Annotated in this window: 18 protein-coding genes; 11 read left to right on the plus strand and 7 right to left on the minus strand. The window is 72.2% G+C overall.

The genetic code is table 11. The features are described from left to right. Nucleotides 1-17: 17 nt before the first annotated feature. From BDW27_RS09410 to BDW27_RS09430, 5 genes are read left to right on the plus strand one after another with little or no spacing between them, the layout of a single operon-like run. The gene (locus BDW27_RS09410; protein WP_017544774.1) at nucleotides 18-929 is read left to right on the plus strand and encodes an ABC transporter permease; all 912 of its coding nucleotides are present in this window, start codon (nucleotides 18-20) and stop codon (nucleotides 927-929) included. A 3-nt stretch (nucleotides 930-932) separates the two neighbouring features. Continuing rightward, nucleotides 933-1,886, plus strand: a complete 954-nt coding sequence (locus BDW27_RS09415) for an ABC transporter permease (protein WP_014910150.1) — start codon at nucleotides 933-935, stop codon at nucleotides 1,884-1,886. After that, a complete protein-coding gene (locus BDW27_RS09420; RefSeq protein ID WP_110049022.1) occupies nucleotides 1,883-2,743 on the plus strand; it encodes an ABC transporter ATP-binding protein in 861 nt (286 codons plus the stop codon). Before BDW27_RS09415 ends, BDW27_RS09420 begins: the two co-directional genes overlap by 4 nt. Then, complete coding sequence (locus tag BDW27_RS09425) at nucleotides 2,743-3,546, plus strand: ATP-binding cassette domain-containing protein (protein ID WP_017544776.1); 804 nt, start codon at nucleotides 2,743-2,745, stop codon at nucleotides 3,544-3,546. Before BDW27_RS09420 ends, BDW27_RS09425 begins: the two co-directional genes overlap by 1 nt. A 50-nt stretch (nucleotides 3,547-3,596) precedes the next feature. Then, nucleotides 3,597-4,961 carry an alpha/beta hydrolase domain-containing protein gene (locus tag BDW27_RS09430; protein WP_110049023.1) on the plus strand — a complete coding sequence of 455 codons (1,365 nt, stop codon included), beginning with the start codon at nucleotides 3,597-3,599 and terminating at the stop codon, nucleotides 4,959-4,961. A 115-nt stretch (nucleotides 4,962-5,076) separates the two neighbouring features. Here BDW27_RS09430 and BDW27_RS09435 read toward each other — a convergent pair whose 3' ends face one another. The 6 genes from BDW27_RS09435 to BDW27_RS09460 form a co-directional block, all read right to left on the minus strand. Next, entirely contained in the window at nucleotides 5,077-6,174 is a 1,098-nt protein-coding gene (locus BDW27_RS09435) for a DUF5937 family protein (protein WP_110049024.1), read from the minus strand. A gap of 95 nt (nucleotides 6,175-6,269) precedes the next feature. Further along, nucleotides 6,270-7,175, minus strand: a complete 906-nt coding sequence (locus BDW27_RS09440) for a GntR family transcriptional regulator (RefSeq protein WP_110049025.1) — start codon at nucleotides 7,173-7,175, stop codon at nucleotides 6,270-6,272. A 148-nt stretch (nucleotides 7,176-7,323) separates the two neighbouring features. Beyond that, nucleotides 7,324-8,346, minus strand: coding sequence for a 4-hydroxythreonine-4-phosphate dehydrogenase PdxA (gene pdxA, locus BDW27_RS09445; RefSeq protein ID WP_110049026.1), 1,023 nt, complete (start codon nucleotides 8,344-8,346; stop codon nucleotides 7,324-7,326). Then, complete coding sequence (locus BDW27_RS09450; RefSeq protein ID WP_110049027.1) at nucleotides 8,343-9,542, minus strand: four-carbon acid sugar kinase family protein; 1,200 nt, start codon at nucleotides 9,540-9,542, stop codon at nucleotides 8,343-8,345. Before BDW27_RS09450 ends, pdxA begins: the two co-directional genes overlap by 4 nt. Then, nucleotides 9,539-10,597, minus strand: coding sequence for a 2-keto-3-deoxygluconate permease (locus BDW27_RS09455; RefSeq protein WP_017544783.1), 1,059 nt, complete (start codon nucleotides 10,595-10,597; stop codon nucleotides 9,539-9,541). The genes BDW27_RS09450 and BDW27_RS09455 overlap by 4 nt, the downstream gene beginning before the upstream one ends. Nucleotides 10,598-10,751: 154 nt before the next feature. Continuing rightward, nucleotides 10,752-11,237 carry a hypothetical protein gene (locus BDW27_RS09460; RefSeq protein WP_199560595.1) on the minus strand — a complete coding sequence of 162 codons (486 nt, stop codon included), beginning with the start codon at nucleotides 11,235-11,237 and terminating at the stop codon, nucleotides 10,752-10,754. 123 nt (nucleotides 11,238-11,360) lie between these two features. On the opposite strand from BDW27_RS09460, the gene BDW27_RS09465 reads away from it, so the two are divergent. Next, nucleotides 11,361-12,191: a hypothetical protein gene (locus BDW27_RS09465; RefSeq protein ID WP_110049028.1), complete on the plus strand. Its 831-nt coding sequence runs from the start codon at nucleotides 11,361-11,363 to the stop codon at nucleotides 12,189-12,191. Nucleotides 12,192-12,239: 48 nt separating this feature from the next. On the opposite strand, the gene BDW27_RS09470 is transcribed toward BDW27_RS09465, so the two are convergent. Continuing rightward, nucleotides 12,240-14,525 carry an ATP-binding domain-containing protein gene (locus tag BDW27_RS09470; RefSeq protein ID WP_110049029.1) on the minus strand — a complete coding sequence of 762 codons (2,286 nt, stop codon included), beginning with the start codon at nucleotides 14,523-14,525 and terminating at the stop codon, nucleotides 12,240-12,242. Nucleotides 14,526-14,895: 370 nt separating this feature from the next. Between BDW27_RS09470 and BDW27_RS09475 the strand changes: the two genes are divergently transcribed. The 5 genes from BDW27_RS09475 to BDW27_RS09490 all read left to right on the plus strand — a co-directional run bounded on the left by BDW27_RS09475 (nucleotide 14,896) and on the right by BDW27_RS09490 (nucleotide 20,903). After that, nucleotides 14,896-17,112, plus strand: coding sequence for an anthranilate synthase component I (locus BDW27_RS09475; RefSeq protein WP_110049030.1), 2,217 nt, complete (start codon nucleotides 14,896-14,898; stop codon nucleotides 17,110-17,112). Between the two features lie 124 nt (nucleotides 17,113-17,236). After that, nucleotides 17,237-17,377, plus strand: a complete 141-nt coding sequence (locus BDW27_RS27460) for a GPGG-motif small membrane protein (RefSeq protein ID WP_026129297.1) — start codon at nucleotides 17,237-17,239, stop codon at nucleotides 17,375-17,377. A 248-nt stretch (nucleotides 17,378-17,625) separates the two neighbouring features. Beyond that, on the plus strand, nucleotides 17,626-18,423 hold the full coding sequence (gene thyX / locus BDW27_RS09480) for an FAD-dependent thymidylate synthase (protein ID WP_017544788.1): 798 nt from the start codon (nucleotides 17,626-17,628) through the stop codon (nucleotides 18,421-18,423). Nucleotides 18,424-18,680: 257 nt separating this feature from the next. Further along, nucleotides 18,681-19,610 (plus strand): DUF2382 domain-containing protein, encoded by a 930-nt coding sequence (locus BDW27_RS09485; protein WP_017544789.1) that lies wholly within the window; start codon nucleotides 18,681-18,683, stop codon nucleotides 19,608-19,610. 108 nt (nucleotides 19,611-19,718) lie between these two features. After that, nucleotides 19,719-20,903, plus strand: a complete 1,185-nt coding sequence (locus BDW27_RS09490; RefSeq protein ID WP_110049031.1) for an amidohydrolase — start codon at nucleotides 19,719-19,721, stop codon at nucleotides 20,901-20,903. Nucleotides 20,904-21,207 lie beyond the last annotated feature (304 nt).

The following is a 21,207-nucleotide window of genomic DNA, read 5'->3' on the forward strand; positions in this document are numbered from 1 at the left end:
CGCACGAAAGACTCCTCATGAGAACCACCCTGCGGTCCCTCTCCAGGGACCCGAGCGCGATGACGGGCGCCGCGATCGTCGCGGTCATCACGCTGTTGGCACTCCTCGCGCCCGTCCTGGGCGGCGACCCCGACCTGCTCCGACCCAGCGAGCGACTCCAGGCGCCCGGAACCGGTGGCCCCCTGGGCACCGACGAGCAGGGCCGCGACATGTGGACGGTGCTGCTCCACGGAGCCCGCACATCGCTCGGCATCGCCGCCGCCTGCACCCTGCTCGCCATCGTCGCCGGGTTCCTCACCGGCGTCGTCTGCGGCTACTTCCGCTGGGTGGACGCGATCGTCATGCGCGTCATCGACGGACTGATGTCGTTCCCCAACATCATCCTGGTCATGAGCCTGGTCGGTGTCCTGGGCCGGGGGGTGGGACCGGTCCTGTTCGGCCTCACGGTGGTCCTGGTGCCGCCGATCGCCCGTGTGGTCCGCGCCGCCGCGCTCACCGCGCGCTCCGCGCCCATGGTGGAGTCGGCCCGCGCGCTGGGCGCCCGGGACTCCTGGATCCTCTTCCGCTACGTGGCACCCGAGTCCGTCTCGGTGCTCATCGTCCAGGCCACCATGGGCTTCGCCGCCACGGTGCTGTCCATCGCGGCCCTGAGCTTCCTCGGCATCGGGCTGCCTCCGGACGTGCCCAGCTGGGGCGCGAGCCTGTCCGCCGCGCAGCAGTACGCGGCGGTGGCCTGGTGGATCGGGGTGTTCCCGGGCGCGGCCATCCTGCTGACCGTCCTCGGGCTCATCCTCCTCGGCGACGGACTGCGCGACGCCATGGACCCGAGGGCCCGGCGCCTGGCCGAACTGGCGCGCTCCTCCAAGTCCTCCGCCCGGTCCTCGCGACGGGTCGCGGCCACCGCCCGCTCCGACGAGAAGGACGGGTGACCCGTGCTCTCCTACGTGTTCAAACGCCTGCTGGCGCTCATCCCGACCGTCGCCGTGCCGATGGTGCTGCTCTTCGTCCTGCTGCGACTGACCCCGGGTGACCCCGCCGCCGTCATCCTCGGTGAGAACGCCACGGCGACCGAGATCGCCGAGCTGCGCACCGAGCTGGGACTCGACGCCCCGATGTGGCAGCAGTTCCTGGACTGGCTCGCCAGGATGGCGCGCTTCGACTTCGGGGAGTCCATCTTCCTGCACGCGCCCGTGGCCGAACTGGTCCTGTCGGCCGCGCTCGTGACCGGCCAGCTGGCGCTGATCTCCATGCTCCTCGCGCTGCTCATCGGCCCCGCGCTCGGCGCCGTCGCCGGAGCCACGAGGTCGAGGGCCCTGGACCGGACCATGGTCGTCGGTTCGGCGGTGGGCGTGGCCATGCCCACCTTCTGGCTGGCCATCCTGATGGTCATGCTCTTCGGGGTGACCCTCCAGTGGCTGCCGGTCGCCGGTTTCACCCCGATCACCGAGGACCCCGTCCAGTACGTGCGCTACATGGCGCTGCCCTGCCTGGCGCTGGGCACCCTGGAGGCGGCCACGCTGTTCCGGTACTCGCGCAACGGCGTGCTCGACGCCAAGCACCAGCCCTTCGTGGCCACGGCCCGCGCCCAGGGCCTGCCCGAGCGCACCATCACCCGCTCCTACGTCTTCCCGGCCGCGCTCGCGCCCCTGGTCACGGTGGTCGGGCTCTCCCTGGCCTCCATGCTCGGCGGAGCGGTCGTGACCGAGAACGTCTTCTCGCTGCCGGGGCTGGGCAAGCTGCTGCTCACCGCCGTCGAACGGCGCGACTACCCGCTCATCGAGGGCTGCATCTTCTTCATCGCGGTGGCCTTCGTCCTCGTCAACCTGCTGGTCGACGTGGTCGCCGCCACGCTCGACCCCCGCATCAGGCTGGAGGCCAAGGAGTGACCACGAACTCCACCGACGACATCCTGCTGGACGTGCGCGGCCTGGACGTCGACGTCCTGACCCCGGAGGGTCCGCGCCGCGTGGTCCACTCCCTCGACCTCACCCTTCGCCGCCGGGGCACCCTGGGGATCGTGGGCGAGTCCGGTTCGGGCAAGTCCATGACGGCCACCGCCGTCATGGGCATCCTCCCCGAGACGGCGATCGCCTCCGGGCAGGTGCTGTACCGGGGCCGCGACCTGCTGTCCCTGCCCGCCCGGGAACGGCGAGCCATGGCCGGACGCGAGATGGGCTTCGTGTTCCAGGAGCCCATGAGCGCGCTCCACCCCACCAAGACCATCGGCGCGCAGATGGCGGCACCCCTGCGCCTGCACCTGGGGCTGACCCGGCGCCAGGCCCGTGCACGCAGCGCCGAACTCCTCGACCTGGTCGGCATCCCGCCCTCCCGTGGCGTCCTCGACGCCTACGTGCACCAGCTCTCCGGCGGAATGCGCCAGCGCGTCATGATCGCCATGAGCATCTCCTGCGAGCCCGACCTGCTGATCGCGGACGAACCCACGACCGCGCTCGACGCCACCATCCAGAAGCAGATCCTCGACCTGCTGGCCGAGCTGCGCGAGGAGCTCGGCCTGTCCGTCCTGCTCATCAGCCACGACCTCGGACTGGTCTCCCGGTACACGGACGACGTCGTGGTCATGCTCGACGGCCACGCCATGGAGTCGGGGCCCACCGACCGCGTGGTGTCCGCCCCGGAGTCCGGGTACACGCGCGGTCTGCTGGAGGCCTCACCCCGGCTCGGGGACAGTCCGGACCGCCTCCCCGTCATCGACAAGAGCCGATTCACCAAGGCGGTGCAGTGATGAGCACGACCGACGGCGCCGCGGGTGCCGAACCCGTCCTGCGCATGGAGAACGTGACCAAGAGGTTCCGACTCGGCGGGATCCTGCGCCGGACCGCGCACGTGGCGGTCCGGGACGCGTCCCTGGAACTGGGCCGCGACGAGGTCCTGGGCCTGGTCGGCGAGTCCGGTTCGGGCAAGTCCACCCTGGGCCGCATGGCCATCGGCCTCATCCGGCCCACCTCGGGCTCGGTGACGGTGCTGGGCCGGGACATCCTGTCCATGCGCCGGGCCGAACTGCGCGCCTACCGGCGCCGCATGCAGATGGTCTTCCAGGACTCGTCCAACTCCCTCAACCCGCGCATGACCCTGCGCGAGCTGCTGGAGGAGCCCTACCGGGTGCAGGGACTGCACACCCCCGCCGAGAGGGAGGCCCGCGCCCTGGCACTCGCTGACGAGGTCGGGCTCGCCCGGTCCTGGATGGGGCGCCTGCCCCACGAGTTCTCCGGCGGTCAGCGCCAGCGCGTGTCCATCGCCCGCGCCCTGGCCCTGGAACCCGAACTGATCGTCGCCGACGAGCCGGTCTCGGCACTGGACGTGTCCGTGCAGGCCAAGGTCCTCAATCTGCTCAAGGACATCCGCCGGGCACGCGGGCTCTCCCTGCTCTTCGTCAGCCACGACATGGCCGTCGTGGACTTCATGTGTGACCGCGTCGCCGTCCTGAACGGCGGCCGGGTCGTCGAGTCCGGCCCCACGTCCCGGGTGCTCCGCGCCCCGGAGGACGACTACACGCGCACGCTGCTCGAGGCCGTGCCCCGACTCTGACCGTCCGTTCCCGCCCGCCCGCCCCCCTTCCGTTCTGGAAGAAGGAGAACATGACCACCCGACACGCGCAGGCGAAGCATGCCCTGATCCGGGGTCCCGTCCCCGAGACCGACGGGAACCGGGCCGTGGTGCTCGAACCCTACGGGGTCGACCGCATGCCCACCTACGACTACGTCCAGGAGGAGTACCTCGTCTCCGGCACGGCCGCCGGTGACCCCTACAGCACCCGCATCCTCATCCGGCGTCCCGCGGACATGTCGCTGTACACGGGTCGGGCGCTGGCCGAGGTGAGCCACATCTGGGGCGGGAACTCGGTGTGGCGGGCCTTCAACCGCCAGATCATGCGCGGGGGCTTCATCTGGGTGGGCATCGACTCCCAGGCCCCGTCCGCGCTCGACCTCATCAAGGGGGTCGACGAGCGCCGGTACGCGGACATGACCTTCTCCCCGGGGGAGCTGGCCAAGGACTTCGCGGGCAGCATCCCCTTCACGGAGAACCCCACTCCGGAGGTGCTGGCCCGCGAGTACGACGAGTTCAAGGAGCGGTGGTGGCGCGCCACGCCGCAGTCGTTCGAGATCGTCGCCCAGGTGGCCAACGCCCTGAGGGAGGGGCTTCCCGGCCTGCCCGAGGCCGCCGTGCGCACCCTGCTGTTCGCCGGGATCTCCCAGACCGGCGGGGTCGTGCGCAGGTTCGTCGAGCGCCACCACGGCGTCCTGCGGCGCCCGGACGGCGGCCCCGTCTTCGACGGGTACATGCCCTGCGCCTCCGGCGGCCCCGCGCTGCCGGACGTGGACGCCCCGGTCATGGAGGTTCTGGGGGAGGCGGAGTTCCAGTCCGTCCGCTGGGCCTGCGGGGTCTCCGGCCAGGTGCGGGGGCTCACGCACCGCAGGCCGGACTCGCCGACCTTCCGGTTGTACGAGGTGGCGGGGATGGCGCACCGGGAGACCCGCCAGATGAGCGACCGGGACCGCGAGCGGCTCCGGGACTGCCCGCTCCCCGAGGGTGCCCGGTGGTCCACCTTCCCCAACTCCCACGTGTACAACGCCCTGCTGGAGTCCCTTTCCGCGTGGGCGCGCGGCGAGGCGGCGCCCCCGGCGTCCCGCCTCCTGGAGACGGTGGACGACACCGACACCGTGCTCAGGGACGGTGACGGCAACGCCAGGGGAGGGCTGCGCACCACCTACACCGACGCACCGCTGTCGACCCTGGTGGCCGCCACCCCCATGGGTCGGCCCTCCTGGTACCACGGCAGTGAGACGCCGCTGGGCACCGAACGGCTCGTCGAGCGCTACGGGGACGCGGACGGCTACCGGCGCGAGCACTCGCGGGTCCTGGACCGGATGCTGGCCGAGGGGTTCGTCCTGCCGGAGGACGCCGAGCAGCTGCGGCTGGCCGCGGAGCCGGTCGACTTCTGACCGGCGCGGGTCCCGGTTCCGCGCGGACGCGGACCGGGGCCCGTGGCGTCCCGGGCCGCGTCGCCGCACGGGGCACGGGGGATCGGGGCCACGGAGCGGCTCCCGGGTTCCGGCGTCACTGCACGAGCCGGGTGAGGAACTGGTGTCCCAGCGCGTAGACGGTGCCCAGCCTGATGCGGTGGCGCACCAGCCTGCCGTCGCGCACCGACTCCAGCAGCCCGGCCTCGCGCAGGCGCCGCAGGTGCCGGGAGACCTGGGGTTCGGTCATGCCGACCCGTGCCGCCAGCTCGCCGGTGGTGCAGTGCTCGTTGACCAGGTGCCGGCACAGCTCCAGCCGGGCGGGGTCCGAGAGCACGGCCATACGGTGCTGCAACTCCTTGAGGGGGACGTCGGTGGTGCCCATCTCGGTGATGGGGAACTGCACCACGATGGGCAGGTTCGCGCGGGGCTGCGCCTCCTCGAACTTCACCACCAGGTGGGGGCGGGTGAACAGGCTGGGCACCAGGACCAGGTCGCGTCCCGCACAGGAGACGAAGGCGTTCTGGAGCTTGTCGTAGGCCACCTGCGCGGTCTGCGGCAGGTAGTGGCCGCCCGGTGTGAGCGAGGCCAGCACGACCCCGAGCCGGTCCCTGGAGAACCGCCCCCGCACCTCGCGTTCGGCTGTGGCGAGCTGGGGCAGGGTCGCCTCCCAGCGCGCGCGGAAGAACGTGTCATGGCAGTGCTGGAGCAGGTCGGACAGGTTGCGGCGAAAGGCCGCGCGGTCGGCCAGGAAGAGTTCGCCCAGCTCCTCGCGCTCCTCGCTCTTGGCCCGGCACACCTCCAGGAACTCCGCACGGTGGTCGTTGGGGTCGCGCAGGCCGTAGTAGCGCTCCCAGCTCCCGCTCGCGATGGTCTCCGCCACCATGGAGTCGAACACCGACGCGGGCATGGCGTTCATCAGTGCCAGCTCGTCCTGGAACGTCGCCGGGTGGCTGGTGTCCAGGGGCAGCAGCGCGCGCAGACGGAACCGCGCCCACAGGGGGGCGAACGTGCGCAGGCGCCGATCGGTGGCGCGGTCCACACCGGTCCGCACGGCGCGGATGTCCCGGCTCGCGCCGGGGTGGTGGCCCGGTTCGGCGACGCTGTGCAGGAACGCCATCAGCTCGGCGAGCGGCGAGGGGCGCACCACCACACGTGAGGCGTCGGTGCTGACCAGGTCGAACACGATGGGCATGCCCAGATCCTAGTGACCTCTCGCACGCGGGCGACCCCGGGCACCCCCGTCGCCGTGGGACCCGTCCGGCGTGACCGCGAGGACCGCGGGAAGCATCAGCTCCCGGCGCGCAGACGGTCCAGCTCGGTGCGCAGTTCGGCGGCGAGGGCCGCGGCGCGGTCCAGCCCGGAGTGCGGCGCGGGAGCCTCGGACGCGGCCTCCTGCGGGCCCTCCGGGGACGGGGCGACCGCCAGCGACGGACCCGGAGCGATGCGGATCTGGTCGGCCGCACCGTCCGCCTCGATGTCGAAGACGACCCGGTCCGAGCGGTGCCAGCTCTCGAACCACTCCAGGGGCAGGCCGTCCTGGTCGAAGGTGCCGCCCTCCAGGAGCAGGAGCGGGACTCCGTCGGAGACACCGAGCTCACGGGCGATGCGCGGGTCGGCCGGGACCGCCCGGATCTGCCTGCGGCCGCTGCTGGGAACGGCGTCGAACCGCGTCTCCATGAGCCGGTGCAGGGAGGCGTTGGCCAGCATCGCCGAGTCCAGGTCGGCGAAGCGCCCCGCCGGGAGCCAGGTGCGCACGTAGGACAGCGCCTCGTCGTCGACCGACCGGACGCGCTCCAGGCGCAGCAGGTCCTCGGTCACCAGGTGGTGGACGGCCGAGGGCGGTCCGCCGCGGGTCCGCTCCAGGGAGAGCACCGCGGTGCGCAGGCTCAGACCCTCGGCGGAGAACTGGTCGAAGAGTCCGGTCACCCGCTGCACCAGGCGGTGGTGCTCGGTGGGGACCGCCGCGACCGGGGCCCGGCCCCTAGTCCGGCGGACCGTCCCGTCGTCCTCCAGGGTGGCCAGAGCCTGACGGACCACGCTTCGGGAGACGCCGAAGCGTTCGCGCAGGGCGGCCTCGCTGGGCAGGGCGTCTCCGGGCGGGATCGAGCGGTCGCGGATCTCCGCGCGCAGCGCGTCGGCCACCTGGGCGTGCAGGGGCCGGGGGTCGGAGCGGTCGACAGGCATGGCCGTCATTCTAGGGCGTGTGGCGCGGGTGCCACGGAGCGTCGGAGGTGCCCCCGGGCCCGCGGGTCGCGCGCGACGGGGCGCGCCCCCGCCTCCCCGGAAACCAGGGGAGACAGGGGCGTCCCGGCCGCCTCGCGGCGGTGCGTCGTCCGTGCCGTCAGGAGGCGGTGGCCTTCCAGACGTGCCCCCAGCCGGGAGCGAGCTCGGCGGCCCGGCGCAGTGCCAGGACCAGGCTGGCCTCGCGCGCGATGCCCTGGCCCGCGATGTCGAAGGCCGTACCGTGGTCGACCGACACCCGGACCACCGGCAGTCCCGCGGTGATGTTGACGCCGTCGTCGCCGTAGACGGCCTTGAAGGGCGCGTGCCCCTGGTCGTGGTAGCAGACCGCGACCAGCTTCCACTTGCCTCGCACGGCCGCCGGGATGAGCGCGTCGGCCGGGATGGGCCCGTGGGCGTTGATGCCCTCCGCGCGGGCGCGTTCGATGGCCGGGGCGAGCACGTCGGCGTCCTCGTCGCCGAACAGGCGGTTCTCCCCGGCGTGCGGGTTGAGTCCGGCCACGCCGATGGGCTCGTCGGCCTCCCCCTGGGCGCGGGCGAACGCGCTCATCAGTCGCAGGACCTCCAGGGTGCGTTCCTGGGTGACGTCCTCGATGGCACGGCGGAGCGAGACGTGCGTGGTCAGGTGGAAGAAGGACAGCTCGCCCGCGGACAGCACGAGGCTGTAGTCGCTGACCCCGAACTCGTGCGCCAGCAGTTCGGTGTGCCCCGGCCACAGGTGCCCGCCCAGGTGCATGGCGGCCTTGTTCAGCGGGGGTGTGACGATCCCGTCGACCAGACCCCGCTTGGCCAGGTCCACGGCCGCGATGACGAAGCGGGCCGCGCCGTCGCCCGCCTCAGCGCTCAGTTCGCCGTAGGGGACGTGGCCGAGCGAGGGGCCGGTCTGCACGACGTCGATCACGCCGGGGGTGTCGGCCGCGTCGGCGGGGGAGTCGAGCGGGTTCACCGCCGACGCGTCCCCGCCCACGGCGGTGACGGCCCTGCGCAGGGCGTCGGCGTCGCCGACGACCACGGGCCTGGCCAGCTCACGGACCTCCGGGTGGTGGAGGAGCGCCTTGGCGGTGATCTCCGGACCGATACCCGCGACGTCACCGAGGGTGACCGCGAGGGTGGGGCGGCTCATACGTTGCTGCCTTTCGTGTTGCGGACCGCGTCAGCGGCCTCGATGAGGGCGGTGGGGGAGCCGAAGCCCCCGGCCTTGGTGACGATGGAGAGTCCCTCGCGGGGGCCGCCCGCCAGGGAGCCCAACGGGATGCCCGGGGCCACCTCGCCGGTCAGAACGATGGCCCTGGCCTGGAGGGAGGCGGTCAGGGCACGTGCCCCGTCGCCGCCGGTGACGACGAACCCGGACAGCGGGTATCGCTGGGCGACGCGGGCCGCCAGCTCCCCGAAGCGTCGGGCGACCAGGGCGGGGTCCAGCCCGCTGGTGCGGTCGTCGGGAGCGACGAGGGCGGTGTGCGGGCAGGCGGGGTCGAAGGTGTCCAGCACCCGCTGCGACCACTCCCGCCAGGCGGTGTCGTCGGCCAGCGCGTGGGCGTCGGGCTGTTCCACCCGCGTCCACTCGTCGGCCATCAGCTCGGCCACCTGACCGCGTGCGGCCTGGTGGAGGGAGGTCACCACCACCAGGGTCGGGTCCGGTTCCAGGACGGGGCGCCAGGCCTCCGCCAGCCGTGTGGCCAGACCGGCCGAGCCCACGGGGACGGCGCGGTCTCCCAGGGCGGTGACGGCGGCGGCGATCCGGGCCAGGTCGGCGTCGCTCTCCGCGTCGACGACGGCCACCGGGGCGGCGGCGCGCAGCAGCTCCGCGTTGGCCTCGGTGTCGTCACCGGTCAGCCGGACGTACCTGGCGTCCAGGAGTTCGGCGATCCGGCTCTCGGTCACCGGGGAGACCGGGTCGTCGCCGACGGCCGTCCGGTGTACCTCGACCCCGTCCACCAGCAGGACTCCGTCGCGCACGACGCGCCCGTTGGCGGGGAAGGCCGGGCAGACCACGGCCACGGTTCCGGGTGGGGACACGGAGAGGACGCCGTCGATCTCCGCGCGGATGGGTCCGCGCAGGGTCGAGTCGACCTTCTTGTAGATCAGGTCCACGCCCGCGTCACGGAGTCCGCGCACGGCCTCGGCGGCCACCGTGGCGGCCCGCTCCGGAGCGAGGGCCCGCGAGTCGGTGGTCACGGCGACCACGTCGGAGGTGGACTCCGCCGCGCTGAGCTGGAGCTCGGTGCGCCAGCCGGCGCGCACGAACTGCACGGCGGTGTCACCGGCGCCGGTGAGGTCGTCCGCGACCACGGCCACCCGTGGTGTGCGTGTGTGGGTCATGACCGGGTCTCCTCCTGGTCGGGACCGTCAGTGGCGGATCCACTGTCGGCCTTCTGCTGTTCGGCGATCTCCGCGCGCTCCGCCTCGGCGGGCGCGGCTCCGGCACGGCGCAGCACCCAGGTGGTCACCAGCGGTGCGAGCAGGGCGGTGACCAGCACGCTCGCGGCGACCTGGGTGGTGGCGGTGCCCGCGTAGGAGAGGAAGGAGGGGTCGGCGGCCGCGATGATGGCCGGGGTGGCGACGGCGTTGCCCGACGCGGTGCCCGCGGCGAAGCCGATCCCCGACTCCTTGCCGCGCCGCAGCAGGAAGCGGTAGCCGAGGTAGACGAGCCCACCGGTGACGAGGGTGATCGCCACGCCGAGGAGGACGCCGGACAGGCCGCCCCTGGCCACGTCCGCCAGGTTGATCCCGGTGCCGAGTGCGAAGGCGAAGAACGGGATGACGATCGCGGGGACCGGGGTGAGGAGCTCTCGCCACTGGGAGTCGAGATTGCCGACGAGCACGCCGAGCAGGAACGGGATGATGGCGGCGACCAGGGTCAGGAAGGGGATCTGCCCGAGCCCGGAGGCGCCGATGAACAGCAGGGCGAAGAACGGGCCGTCGTTGATGGCCCCGGCGATGTAGGCGCCGCGGTCCTTCGTCCGTCCGTACTGTCCGGTCAGGGCGAGCCAGAGGCCGCCGTTGGCGTTGGTGGCCGCGGCCAGCATCGCCATGATGGAGATCCCCAGGACGCCCTCGGGGCCGGTGACCATCGCCAGGGCGATGATGAGCAGGCCCGGGATGATGCTCTTCCCGAGGAGGACGACACCCGTGGTGGCCAGCACCGGACCGCTGGTGCGGAGGGTGACCTGGGTTCCGGTCGCGAAGATCAGCAGGGCGATCAGCGGCATCGCGCTGTCCTTGAACAGCGCCGTGGTGAAGCTGCCGATGTCCAGCGCGGCCGGTGCGAAGGTGCCCAGGATCGAGCCCAGGACGAGGGGTATGAGCATGGCCCCGCCGGGGACCTTGTTCATCCACTTGAGAAGGGGTACCAGCGACCCCTGGCTGTCACTCATAAGTGTCCGTTCACATGGGACCGGGTTCGTGGACCGACGTCTCACGGCACCGGTACACGCTTTGTCCGTACAGAGTGTACGTACAATTTCGCGATAGTCCACCGAACAGGCACAGAACTTCACAACGCGCCCGTGTCCACGGGCGGGCCTGGGCCTATCCGCGTGTCCGGGTGTGCGGCATGGGCGGGATGGGGCGGTCGATCCGTGCGTTCCTTCCGGCCTGGCGGGGTTCGCGATGTTCCCGGACGCAGTCCAGGATCTCGACGGCGGCGCGCCTGCCGGCGATCTCGAAGCTCTGGGGGTTGGAGTCGACCCAGCTCCACGCGGCGTCGCGGAACACGATCCGCGTGGCGTAGGGGGACCTGCCCCGGCCCCGGTTCTCCAGGCCCTCGCGGACCCCCGTTTCGAAGGCCCTCCTGTACTCCTCGGGGAGGGGCTCGTCTGGGTGGGGGCAGGTCGCCGGGAGATCATCGACGAACGCGAAGTCGGCGCCGGTGTGCAGGGGTTCGGCGTCGAGCCACACCAGGGCCAGGTAGCCGGGGCACGCGGTCTGGAGGACGTTGCGGACGAAGACGCCGGTGACCGGTCGGGGCAGCGGAGGCAGGGGGTGCGGGGCGGGGGAGCCCGGGGTGTGGGTCATGCTCCCTGTCTAGCCTTTGGGTCCGCGGTGGATCGTGACGCAAGTGTGGCGATCCCGGGCCGTCAGGAGTGAAGAAGGCGGACTAAGTTCTCATTTGCCACATAGAGAACGAAAGTCAGCGTCATGCCCCCACGTATCGCCGCCGCCCCCTGGGCGACGGTCCTCCTCTTCCTGCCCCTCGTCGGCTGTGCGCCGGCCCAGGACCTCCTGGACCGCGCCGTGCCCGGGACGGGCGTTCTCACCCAGCTGGACCCCGTCCACCGGGTGGACCGGGACGCCCCCTTCGCGGGCAGCCCCGCCGAGGACTACGGGCTGGGTTTCCCCGTACCCGAGGCCGAGGCGGTCGGCCCCTACTCCCAGGAGCAGGTCGAACGCTCCTACGCCCACACCCAGGAGCTGCTGGAGGCGGTCTACCTCAACGAGGACGCCGTGTTCGGTGAGGACAACAGCGAACTCACCGGACTCCTCACCGGACAGACCCTGGAGTGGTACCTGGACAACCTCGGCAACAAGGACCACGAGCTCAACAGCCGCCACCTGCCCTTCAACCTCACCCACGGCACCGCCGAGCCGATCGGGGACGAGGTGCGCGTGGACGGCGGGATGCGCGCGGAGGCAGCCCGGGACGACCAGGGGTGGGACTACCTCTCGGTGGTCACCGAGTACACGATCGTGCACCCCGTCACCCGGCCCGGCGGATCGGCCTCCACCCGCCTGGTCACCTCGCACATCGGCGAGGTCGGCTTCTACGACGTGGGCGCGGAGGAGCTGGAGGCGGCGCCGATGTGGTCGCGCGCGGTGGCGCCCGTGCACTGCGTGGAGGAGTACACCTTCACCCCCAGCTACGGGGACGACCACCCCGAGGGGGATCAGCCCAAGGGGGCGGTCGAGGACGCCTACGACCTGGAGGCCTCACGGGACCTGGAGCAGTGCGGGTCCGTCAGGGACACCTGACCGGCGCCCGTCGGGGCCCCTTCCGGGAGGCTCCCGACGGACCCGTTGTCATCCGGCCAGGCGCTTGAGGAGGTCCGGGAGGTCTGCCTCGTGCGCGACCGTCAGGCGCCTGGTCGCGCGGGTCACCGCCACGTACAGGTCGTTGGCGCCGCGCGGCTGCGCCAGCAGTTCCTCGGGGCGGACCACGATCACGGAGTCGAACTCCAACCCCTTGGACTGCGTCGCGGACAGCACCACCACGGCGTCTCCGAGTGCGTCCCGCGCACCCGGGTCCGTGCGCAGCGCGTTCGGCAGAGCCTCCCTCACCCCGGTCAGGGAGGCGTCGGAGGTGACGACCGCGACGCGGCCCTCGCCGACGGCCCTCCGCTCCTCGGCGACCAGCGCGGGCAGGTCACGGAGGTCCGCGATCCGCACGGCCCGCGGGGCGTCGCCTTCCTCTCGCACGGACTCGGGCACCTCCTGGTCGGGGGCGGCCTCGCGGAGAACGTCGGCGGCGACGGCCATGATCGGCGCGGGGGTCCGGTAGTTGACCCTCAGGTGCTCCACGTGCACCTTGCCCGGGGCGTACCGCTCCAGGGCGGCGTCCCACGAGCTGGTCCCCGCCGCGCTGCCGGTCTGGGCGACGTCGCCGACGACGGTCAGGGACCGGGTCGGCACCCGGCGCATCACCGTGCGCCAGGCCATCGGGGACAGCTCCTGGGCCTCGTCCACGATCACGTGCCCGTAGGCCCAGTCGCGGTCCGCGCCGGCCCGGTCGGCGGTGCTGAGGTCGGGTCCGGAGTCGTGGTGGCGGTCGGCGAGCAGGTGCGCGTCCAGCCCCTCCCTCGGGTCCTCGGTCAGACCGGTGAGGTCCAGGACGCCCTGCGCGTACCGGACCCGTTCCTCGTGCTCCGCGTGGTCCCGCCGTTGGCGGGCCCGCAGACGGCTGTCGTCCCGGCCGAGGAGGTCGGCCGCCTCGTCCAGCATCGGCACGTCCTCGACGGTCCAGTGCGCCCCGGCCGGGCGCGCCAGGCGCTCGGCTTCCGTGACCCCGGCCCGCGCCCCCACCCTGAGCAGGGCCTCGGGGTCGGCGTAGAGGTCGCGTAGCAGCTGTTCCGGAGTGAGGTCGGGCCACAGGGCGTCCAGTGCCCGCTGGACGGGTTCCTCCTGCCAGAGCCGTGCGCCCACGTGCGGGAGGTCCTCGTCCGAGACCGGCCGGCCGAGCCCCTGGGACTCGGCCCGTGCGAGCTCGCCGAGCAGCGTGTTGACCAGGTACTTGCGCGCGGTGTTGTGGGGCAGCCGCAGGTTGCGGGTGGTCTCCAGCACGTGCTCGCACACGTCGGCGGGCACGACGAGGGTGCCCGCGTCGGTCTCCACGCGCAGGTCCGCCTCGCCGAAGGCGTGCCGGGGGGCGCGCTGCCGGTCCGCCACCGCCGCGCGCACGAGCGCGACCATCCGAGGGGAGCCCTTGAGTGCGGCGATCGTGTGGGGCTCGTGGTCGGAGGACTCCACGCCGGGGAACAGTTCGCCGACCGTGCGCATGACCACGTCGGTCTCCCCGAGGGAGGGCAGGACGTCGCCGACGTAGCGTAGGAACGCCGGGTTGGGGCCCACCACCAGGACACCCCGGCGCTCCAGGACCCGGCGGTGCGTGTAGAGGAGGTAGGCGGCGCGGTGCAGGGCCGCGACGGTCTTTCCGGTGCCCGGGCCGCCCTGGACGACCAGGACCCCGGCCAGCTGCGCGCGGATGACCCGGTCCTGCTCGGCCTGGATGGTGGAGACGATGTCGGCCATGCGTCCGGTCCGGCCCCGCTGGAGGGAGGCCAGCAGGGCCGCCTCACCGACCAGCTGACGGCGGTCGCCCTCGGTGAGGCCGTCGGCGTCGAAGACCTCGTCGTCCAGCCCGACCACCCGCCTGCCGCGCACCCTGAGGTGGCGGCGCCGGGTGACCCCCTCCGGGGCACTGGGTGTGGCCGCGTAGAAGGGGCGGGCGGCCGGGGCCCGCCAGTCCACGAGGATGGTGTCGTACTCGGCGTCGCGCAGCCCGATCCGCCCCACGTAGCGCGCCTCGGTGTCACCGGGGCCGTGGGAGACGTCGATCCGGCCGAAGCACAGACCCTCCTCGACCGAACCGAGCTGGGCCCTGCGGCGCGCGTGCTCGTAGGAACGGGTCTCGCGTTCCACGATGGCGGCGTACCCGGAGCGTTCCTGGAGGTGGGCGTCGGCCAGCCGCTGGCCGGTCCGGGCGCGCAGGGCGTCGAGGCGTTCGTACATGGCGCTGACGCGGGCCTGCTCGACCGTGACCGCGGCCTCCTGAGCGGAGGGCGTCGAACGGTCGTATTGACAGGAGTCCATCTGGTGGCTAACCTTGCCCTTAGGAAGTTTTGTGATGCCGTATTGAAGTGGCGTGGGTGCCGTAGCTTAGCAGGCCGCCGTGTCGCACGCCAGTCCGCCCGTGCGCGGACGAGGACCGAACCCTCTCCCGGAACCGGGCGGGGGTTTTCGTGTTCGGGCCCACCCGCCGCCGCGTACCCGCTACACTCGGCCACATGCGAACCAGTCCGACCCACCAGGGACAGTGGTGGCGCCGCTCCTAGGCGGCGCACCGACAGTTCGCGTTCCACGAACACCGCAGCGACCGCCCCCAACCGGCGGTCGTTTGTCGTATCCAACGGCCCCGGACGGCGATGACCACCCGACCGCAGAGCGCCAAAGGACCCCGGCCGTGAAGCCCAGCGACGCACAGACCACCACGTACCGCACCCCGAGCGGCGTGACCGTCCGACGCAACGCCACCCCCTGTGACCCCGAGATCCTCACCGGACTCGTCACCTCCCTGGAGGGGCGCCGGGGCGGGGTCCTCTCCTCGGGGATGGAGTATCCGGGCCGCTACGACCGCTGGCACCTGGGGTACGTGGACCCCTGCCTGGAGATCAGCACCCGTGGGCGCCGGGTCACCGCCACCGCCCTCAACGAGCGGGGCCGGGTCCTGCTGCCCGTCCTGGCCGACGCGCTCGACACCGTTCCCGGGAGGAGCGACCGCGAGCGGGGCGCCGACCACGTCGCCGTCACGGTCCCCGACCCCGACCCCGACACCTTCTTCACCGAGGAGGAGCGCAGCCGCCGTCCGAGCGTGTTCACGGCCCTGCGCGCCGTCGTCGCGGCCCTGCGCAGCCCGGAGGACTCCAACCTGGGCCTGTACGGGGCCTTCGGCTACGACCTCGCCTTCCAGTTCGAGCCGGTCCAGCGGCACATCGACCGTGACCCCGCCGACCGCGACCTGGTCCTGCACCTGCCCGACGCCATCGTGGTCCGCGACCGCAAGCGCGAGACGTGCGTGCGCTACACCTACGAGTTCACCGTCCCCGCCGCCGAGGAGCGCGCGGAGGCCACCACGGAGGGGCTTCCCCGCGAGACCGGCCCGACCCCGCCCGTGGTCGCCGCCGAGGTCCCGCCCGGCCCCCAGCCCGGCTCCTACGCCCAGGTGGTGGCCGAGGCCAAGCAGCGGTTCCGTCGCGGTGACCTGTTCGAGGTGGTCCCCGGTCACCGCACCTACGCCCGCTGCACGTCCCCGGCCCGCTTCTACGAACTGCTGCGCGAGCGCAACCCCGCGCCCTACGAGTTCTTCTTCAACCTGGGTGAGGGCGAGTACCTCGTCGGCGCCTCACCGGAGATGTTCGTGCGGGTCACCGGCGAGCCCGGTACCGGTCAGCGGGTGGAGACCTGCCCGATCTCCGGGACCATCCGCCGAGGGGAGGACGCCCTGGGCGACGCCGAGAACATCCAGGAGCTGCTCTCCTCGGTCAAGGAGAAGTCCGAGCTCACCATGTGCACGGACGTGGACCGCAACGACAAGTCACGCGTGTGCGAACCGGGCAGCGTCAAGGTGATCGGCCGCCGTCAGATCGAGATGTACTCACGGCTCATCCACACCGTCGACCACATCGAGGGCACCCTGCGGCGCGACTTCGACGCCTTGGACGCCTTCCTCACCCACATGTGGGCCGTCACCGTCACCGGGGCGCCCAAGACCTGGGCGATGCGGTTCATCGAGCAGCACGAGACCAGCCCCCGCCGCTGGTACGGCGGCGCCGTCGGGGTGGTCAACTTCGACGGCTCCATGAACACCGGCCTCACCCTGCGCACCGCCCACATCCGCGACGGCGTCGCGGCCGTGCGCGTGGGAGCGACCCTTCTCTACGACTCCGACCCCGAGGCGGAGGAGAAGGAGACCTTCCTCAAGGCCCGCGCGCTGCTGGAGACCCTGGCCCTGGGGGAGGAGCTCGCCGACGGCCCGGCGCTGGACGCCCGGCCCGAGCCCGCCCCGGCACCGCTGCCCGGAGCGGGCATGAAGGTGCTGCTGGTGGACCACGAGGACTCCTTCGTCAACACCCTCGCCGACTACGTGCGCCGGCACGGCGCCGAGGTCACCACCGTCCGCTACGGGTTCGCCCCCGACCTCCTGGACCGGCTCGCCCCGGACCTCGTGGTCCTCTCGCCCGGGCCCGGTCTGCCGGTGGACTTCGCGATGGCGGACCTGCTGGACGCCCTGGCCGCCCGTGGCCTGCCGGTGTTCGGGGTGTGCCTGGGTCTCCAGGGGATGGTCGAGCACGCCGGGGGAGAGCTGCGCACCCTGGCCGCGCCCGTGCACGGAAAGCCCGGCCGCGTCCGGGTCTCCGGCGGGAGGCTGCTGTCCGGCTTGGGCGAGGACGACACCTTCCCCGCCGCCCGCTACCACTCCACCTACAGCACCCCGGACCTGGTGAAGCACTTCGAGGTCACCGCCGTCCTGGACGGCGAACCCGGTGAGGAACCGGTGGTGATGGCGATCGAGGACCCGGTGGCGCGCTGGTACGCGGTGCAGTTCCACCCGGAGTCGATCCTCACCGCCAGTGTCGGTGAGGGCGTCGTCGCCCGTGTCCTGGAGCTCGCCCGAGGGTGAAACCCGTGGTGGCGGCGGTACGACCTGTGTCACAGTGACCGCCGCCCACCTGGAACGATGTCGTGCGACAACAATTATCCCAGGGATACTGTTTGATCGGTTTGTGACCGGACAGGGGTGGTGTATGGGTATTTTGCTTACGATCCTCGGTATCGTCCTCATCGTCTCCGGCGTCCTCGGTGTGCTGCGTGGTCAGCTCCTCTGGGGCATCGTCGCCATCGTCATCGGCCTGTTCGTCGCGCCGGGCTACTTCTACGGGATCTGACCCACGGGAGTCCGCCCCCATCGGACCGGCGAGGGGCCGGGTGTCCGACCACGCCCGAGCGCGTGTCGGTCACCCGGCCCCTCGGCTTGGTGCTCCCGACACCGGACCGACCACGGCTGACCAGCGGGACGTGTACCCTCGGGGGAGGTCAATCGGCCCCGCCCCACACACGCTCCCGTGCTCCGGAACATCCCTGGTCGCGGCCATGACGCGTGCCCTGGGCGGGGGAGTTGCTAGGAGAGGGTGCCGTGAAGAAGGTCGAGCCCCAGGTCCGCCTGGTTGCACGTCCGCAGGTGGACTACGACGCGATCGCCGACTACCTCAAGGAGGTCGGCGGCGAGGCGTGGTTGGAGCGGTTCGACCGGGGTGACCTGGACGCCCACCTCAACGACCCCCAGAACCTCGCCGAGTTCGCCGGGCGCCTGTGCTACCGCTCGTGGGAGCCGGGCCTGAACCCGAACGTCACGCGGGTGCGCAAGGACCAGGACGCCTACCTGGGCAACATCCTGGCGAGCCTGCACGGTTCGGTCCTGGAGCACGTGAGCTTCAGCTTCGTGCTGCACAACGTCTCTCGGGTGCTCACCCACGAACTCATTCGCCACCGGCCGGGCGTGGCCGTCTCGCAGGAGTCGCTGCGCTTCGTGCGCCTGACCGACCTGCCCTTCTGGTTCCCGGAGTGGGCCGAGGAGGACCCGGAGCTGATGGAGCGCGCCAGCGCCATGCTCCAGCAGATGGAGGACTTCCAGTTCTGGATGGCCGAGCACTTCGGCCTGGACGACGACGGCGTGAAGTTCGCGGAGAAGAAGCACAAGACCTCCTTCATGCGCCGCTTCGCCCCCGAGGGCGTGGCGACCGGGCTGGTGTGGACCGCCAACGTGCGCACGCTGCGGCACACCCTGGAGGCCCGTACCGCGCCCGGCGCGGAGGAGGAGATCCGTCTCCTGTTCAACCTCATCGGAGAGACGCTGAAGGCGGAGGCCCCCGCGCTCTTCGGCGACTACACCGTCGAGGACGGTGTGTGGGTGCCCCAGCACCGCAAGGTCTGACCGTTCCACCCCGTGCGCCCGTCCCTCGCCGAGGGGCGGGCGCCGTGTCGTCCACGGGGTGTGCCACGCGTCAACGGCCGGGCTACGGCTCGTCATCGGGGGTTCATCGAAGTCGCCGCAGGCCAAGGGGGGTTTTATGGTCGGCACTTCCTTGTTCACGGAGTGACCGAAAGGCCTTTGCGGGCTCCGTGTGGGGGTAGAGCCCCGGCGAGTACGGGGCACACGTCCCGTTGCCGTGAACCAGGAGGGGATGCTCCGTGACAGGCGAACTCGTACCAGAGAACCTGGTCGGTCACCGCGTGCTCGACGCCGAGGGCGCCCACGTGGGGAAGATCAACCAGGTGTACCTCGACGACAGCACCGGGGAACCGAGCTGGGTGTCGGTCCACACCGGGATGTTCGGCATGCGGGAGACCCTCGTGCCGCTCCAGGGGGCGCGTCCCGTGGAGGAGGACATCCAGGTGCCCTACGACAAGGCGGTCGTCAAGGAAGCCCCGCAGGTCGACGCCGAGCGGCACATCACCCCGGAGGACGAGGCCCTGGTCCGCGACTACTTCGCGAGGCAGGGCGGGTTCCCCCGGCAGGCCCAGGGGGAGAGCGACACCGCGATGGCGGACCCGGGCGCCGGGACCGCGGAGGGGACCGCATCCGGTGCCGCCATGACCGGGGGGACCGGCAGCCACGGTGACTTCGCGGACCAGCGTGAGGGCCGGGGAGACGAGCCGCAGGCCGGTGACCCGCTGGAGCGGTTCCGGCCCGACGAGCGTCTGGGCGGTCCCGGCGCGGGCGACACCGACGACCTCTCCGTCCTCCGCCACGAGGAGCGGGTGGACATCGGGGTCGAGCGCCGTGAGGGCGGGCAGGCGCGGATGCGCAGGCACGTCGAGACCGAGCGCTTCGAGGAGACGGTCCCGCTGCACCACGAGGAGTTGGAAGTGGAGCGGCGGCCCATCACCGATCCGTCGCAGGTGCCCGATCCCGGGCACATGGAGGAGGACGAGCGGACCTTCACGCTCTACGAGGAGCGCCCGGTCGTCTCCAAGGAGGAGGTGCCGGTCGAGGAGGTCCACGTCCGCAAGCGGGACGTCACCCATGAGGAGCACATCGAGGGCGAACTCCGCAAGGAGCGCATCGACTTCGAGGACGAGGACGGAATCCCGCCCAGGGGTCCTGACGGCGCTCCGTGACGACGCGCGTACACGCTACCTCCGAGTGGCCCCTCCCAGGAGGGGCCGCTTGCTCGTGCGGGCCTCCTTGCTCGGTATTTTTGGTATACCGCTAGCAGGAAGGCTGTCATGACCGAGCAGAAGCCCCCCACGATCTTCCGCGACGTACGCCCCATGGGCGGCGCCCCCGTCGACCTGGTGGTGGTCGACGGAGTGGTGGCCGACCGCGCCTCCACGGGGGACGCCGACGTGGTCGACTGCGGCGGGCGCGTCGCGCTGCCCACGCTGGTCGACGCGCACATCCACCCGGACAAGACCTCCTGGGGTGAGCCCTGGTACTCGCGCCGCCCCGCGCGGGGGATCGCCGACCTGGGAGAACAGGACGCAGAGTTCTTCCGTGCCTGCCCCAGCCCCGTGGCCGACCGCGCCGAACGCCTCATGGGCCACGCCGTCACCCGTGGAACCCGGGCGATGCGCGCGCACGCGGACGTCGCTCCCGCCTACGGGCTGGACGGTCTGCACGGCGTTCGTGAGGCCTCCCGCCGTCTGGCGCACGCGCTGGACGTGCGGATCGTCGCCTTCCCCCAACACGGGGTCCGCCGCGCTCCCGGCACGGACGCCCTGTTGGAGGAGGCGTTGCGCACCGGCGCGGCCGACCTGGTCGGCGGGATCGACCCCGAGGGGTTCGACGACGACCTGTACGGACAGCTCGACCTCGTGTTCGGCCTCGCCGACCGGTACCGGGTGGGTGTCGACATCCACCTGCACGACAGCGGCTCCGTGGGCTCGCGCACCATGTGGGCGATCATCGAACGCACCCGGGCGCTGGACATGGGCGGCCGCGTCACGGTCAGCCACGCCTTCGGGGTGACCCTGGCCGCCGAGGACTTCGAGGCCGTGGCCGCCGGTCTCGGTGAGGCGGGGATCGCGCTCACCACCGTGGCCCCGGACCCGTCCCGGGTCCTGCCGGTGGCGCGGCTGCGCGAACACGGCGTGCGCGTCGGTGTGGGTTCGGACGGGGTCCGTGACTCCTGGAGCCCGTTCGGTGACGCCGACATGCTGCACCGCGCCCACCTGCTGGCCAGGGCGCTCAGGGCGCGGCTCGACGACCAGCTCGCGGACGCCTTCCTGACCGCCGCGCACGACGGGGCGTCCCTGGTCGGCCTGCCCCGGGCCGACTTCGCGCCGGGTGCCCCCGCCGACTTCCTCCTGGTAGACGGCGAGTGTCTGCCGCAGGTCGTGGTGGACCTGCCCCAGCGCCACGCGGTCGTCCGCGCGGGCCGAGTCGTGGCCCGTGAGGGCCGCCTCCTCTGACGCTTCGGCCTCCCGCGGGGAAAGCGGAAGAAATCTGAAAGCCTTGCGCACTAGGTTTCTTGACTGACGGACGCCGGGGCGGCGGTGCTGACACCACGAGCCCCGGTGAGGACGTGGACCCGGGCCCTGCCACCCGGGTACTCGGAGCGGTCAGGACGGGACCGCTCGTTCGTTCGGGCCGGTCAGGACGGGACGGGCCCGTGCATGCGGGGGCGGGTCGGCGGTGGGAGTGGGAAGAGCGCCCACCGCCGACCCGCCAGCCCTCCCTCACTCTGTCCCCGCCTCAAGTTAGGGTCGTGGCCCG

Origin of the sequence: Nocardiopsis sp. L17-MgMaSL7, assembly GCF_003182025.1 — a bacterium.
In the GTDB taxonomy this organism is placed as follows: Bacteria; Actinomycetota; Actinomycetes; order Streptosporangiales; family Streptosporangiaceae; genus Nocardiopsis; species Nocardiopsis prasina.

Bases quoted from the DNA above. Each gene is read 5' to 3' on its own strand.
- BDW27_RS09425 (WP_017544776.1), top strand. From the start codon at position 2,743: ATGAGCACGACCGACGGCGCCGCGGGTGCCGAACCCGTCCTGCGCATG.
- BDW27_RS09460 (WP_199560595.1), bottom strand. From the start codon at position 11,237: ATGACCCACACCCCGGGCTCCCCCGCCCCGCACCCCCTGCCTCCGCTG.
- BDW27_RS09450 (WP_110049027.1), bottom strand. From the start codon at position 9,542: ATGACCCACACACGCACACCACGGGTGGCCGTGGTCGCGGACGACCTC.
- BDW27_RS09410 (WP_017544774.1), top strand. From the start codon at position 18: ATGAGAACCACCCTGCGGTCCCTCTCCAGGGACCCGAGCGCGATGACG.
- BDW27_RS09430 (WP_110049023.1), top strand. From the start codon at position 3,597: ATGACCACCCGACACGCGCAGGCGAAGCATGCCCTGATCCGGGGTCCC.
- BDW27_RS09490 (WP_110049031.1), top strand. From the start codon at position 19,719: ATGACCGAGCAGAAGCCCCCCACGATCTTCCGCGACGTACGCCCCATG.
- BDW27_RS09435 (WP_110049024.1), bottom strand. From the start codon at position 6,174: ATGCCCATCGTGTTCGACCTGGTCAGCACCGACGCCTCACGTGTGGTG.
- BDW27_RS09455 (WP_017544783.1), bottom strand. From the start codon at position 10,597: ATGAGTGACAGCCAGGGGTCGCTGGTACCCCTTCTCAAGTGGATGAAC.
- BDW27_RS27460 (WP_026129297.1), top strand. From the start codon at position 17,237: ATGGGTATTTTGCTTACGATCCTCGGTATCGTCCTCATCGTCTCCGGC.
- BDW27_RS09470 (WP_110049029.1), bottom strand. From the start codon at position 14,525: ATGGACTCCTGTCAATACGACCGTTCGACGCCCTCCGCTCAGGAGGCC.
- BDW27_RS09465 (WP_110049028.1), top strand. From the start codon at position 11,361: ATGCCCCCACGTATCGCCGCCGCCCCCTGGGCGACGGTCCTCCTCTTC.
- BDW27_RS09440 (WP_110049025.1), bottom strand. From the start codon at position 7,175: ATGACGGCCATGCCTGTCGACCGCTCCGACCCCCGGCCCCTGCACGCC.
- pdxA (WP_110049026.1), bottom strand. From the start codon at position 8,346: ATGAGCCGCCCCACCCTCGCGGTCACCCTCGGTGACGTCGCGGGTATC.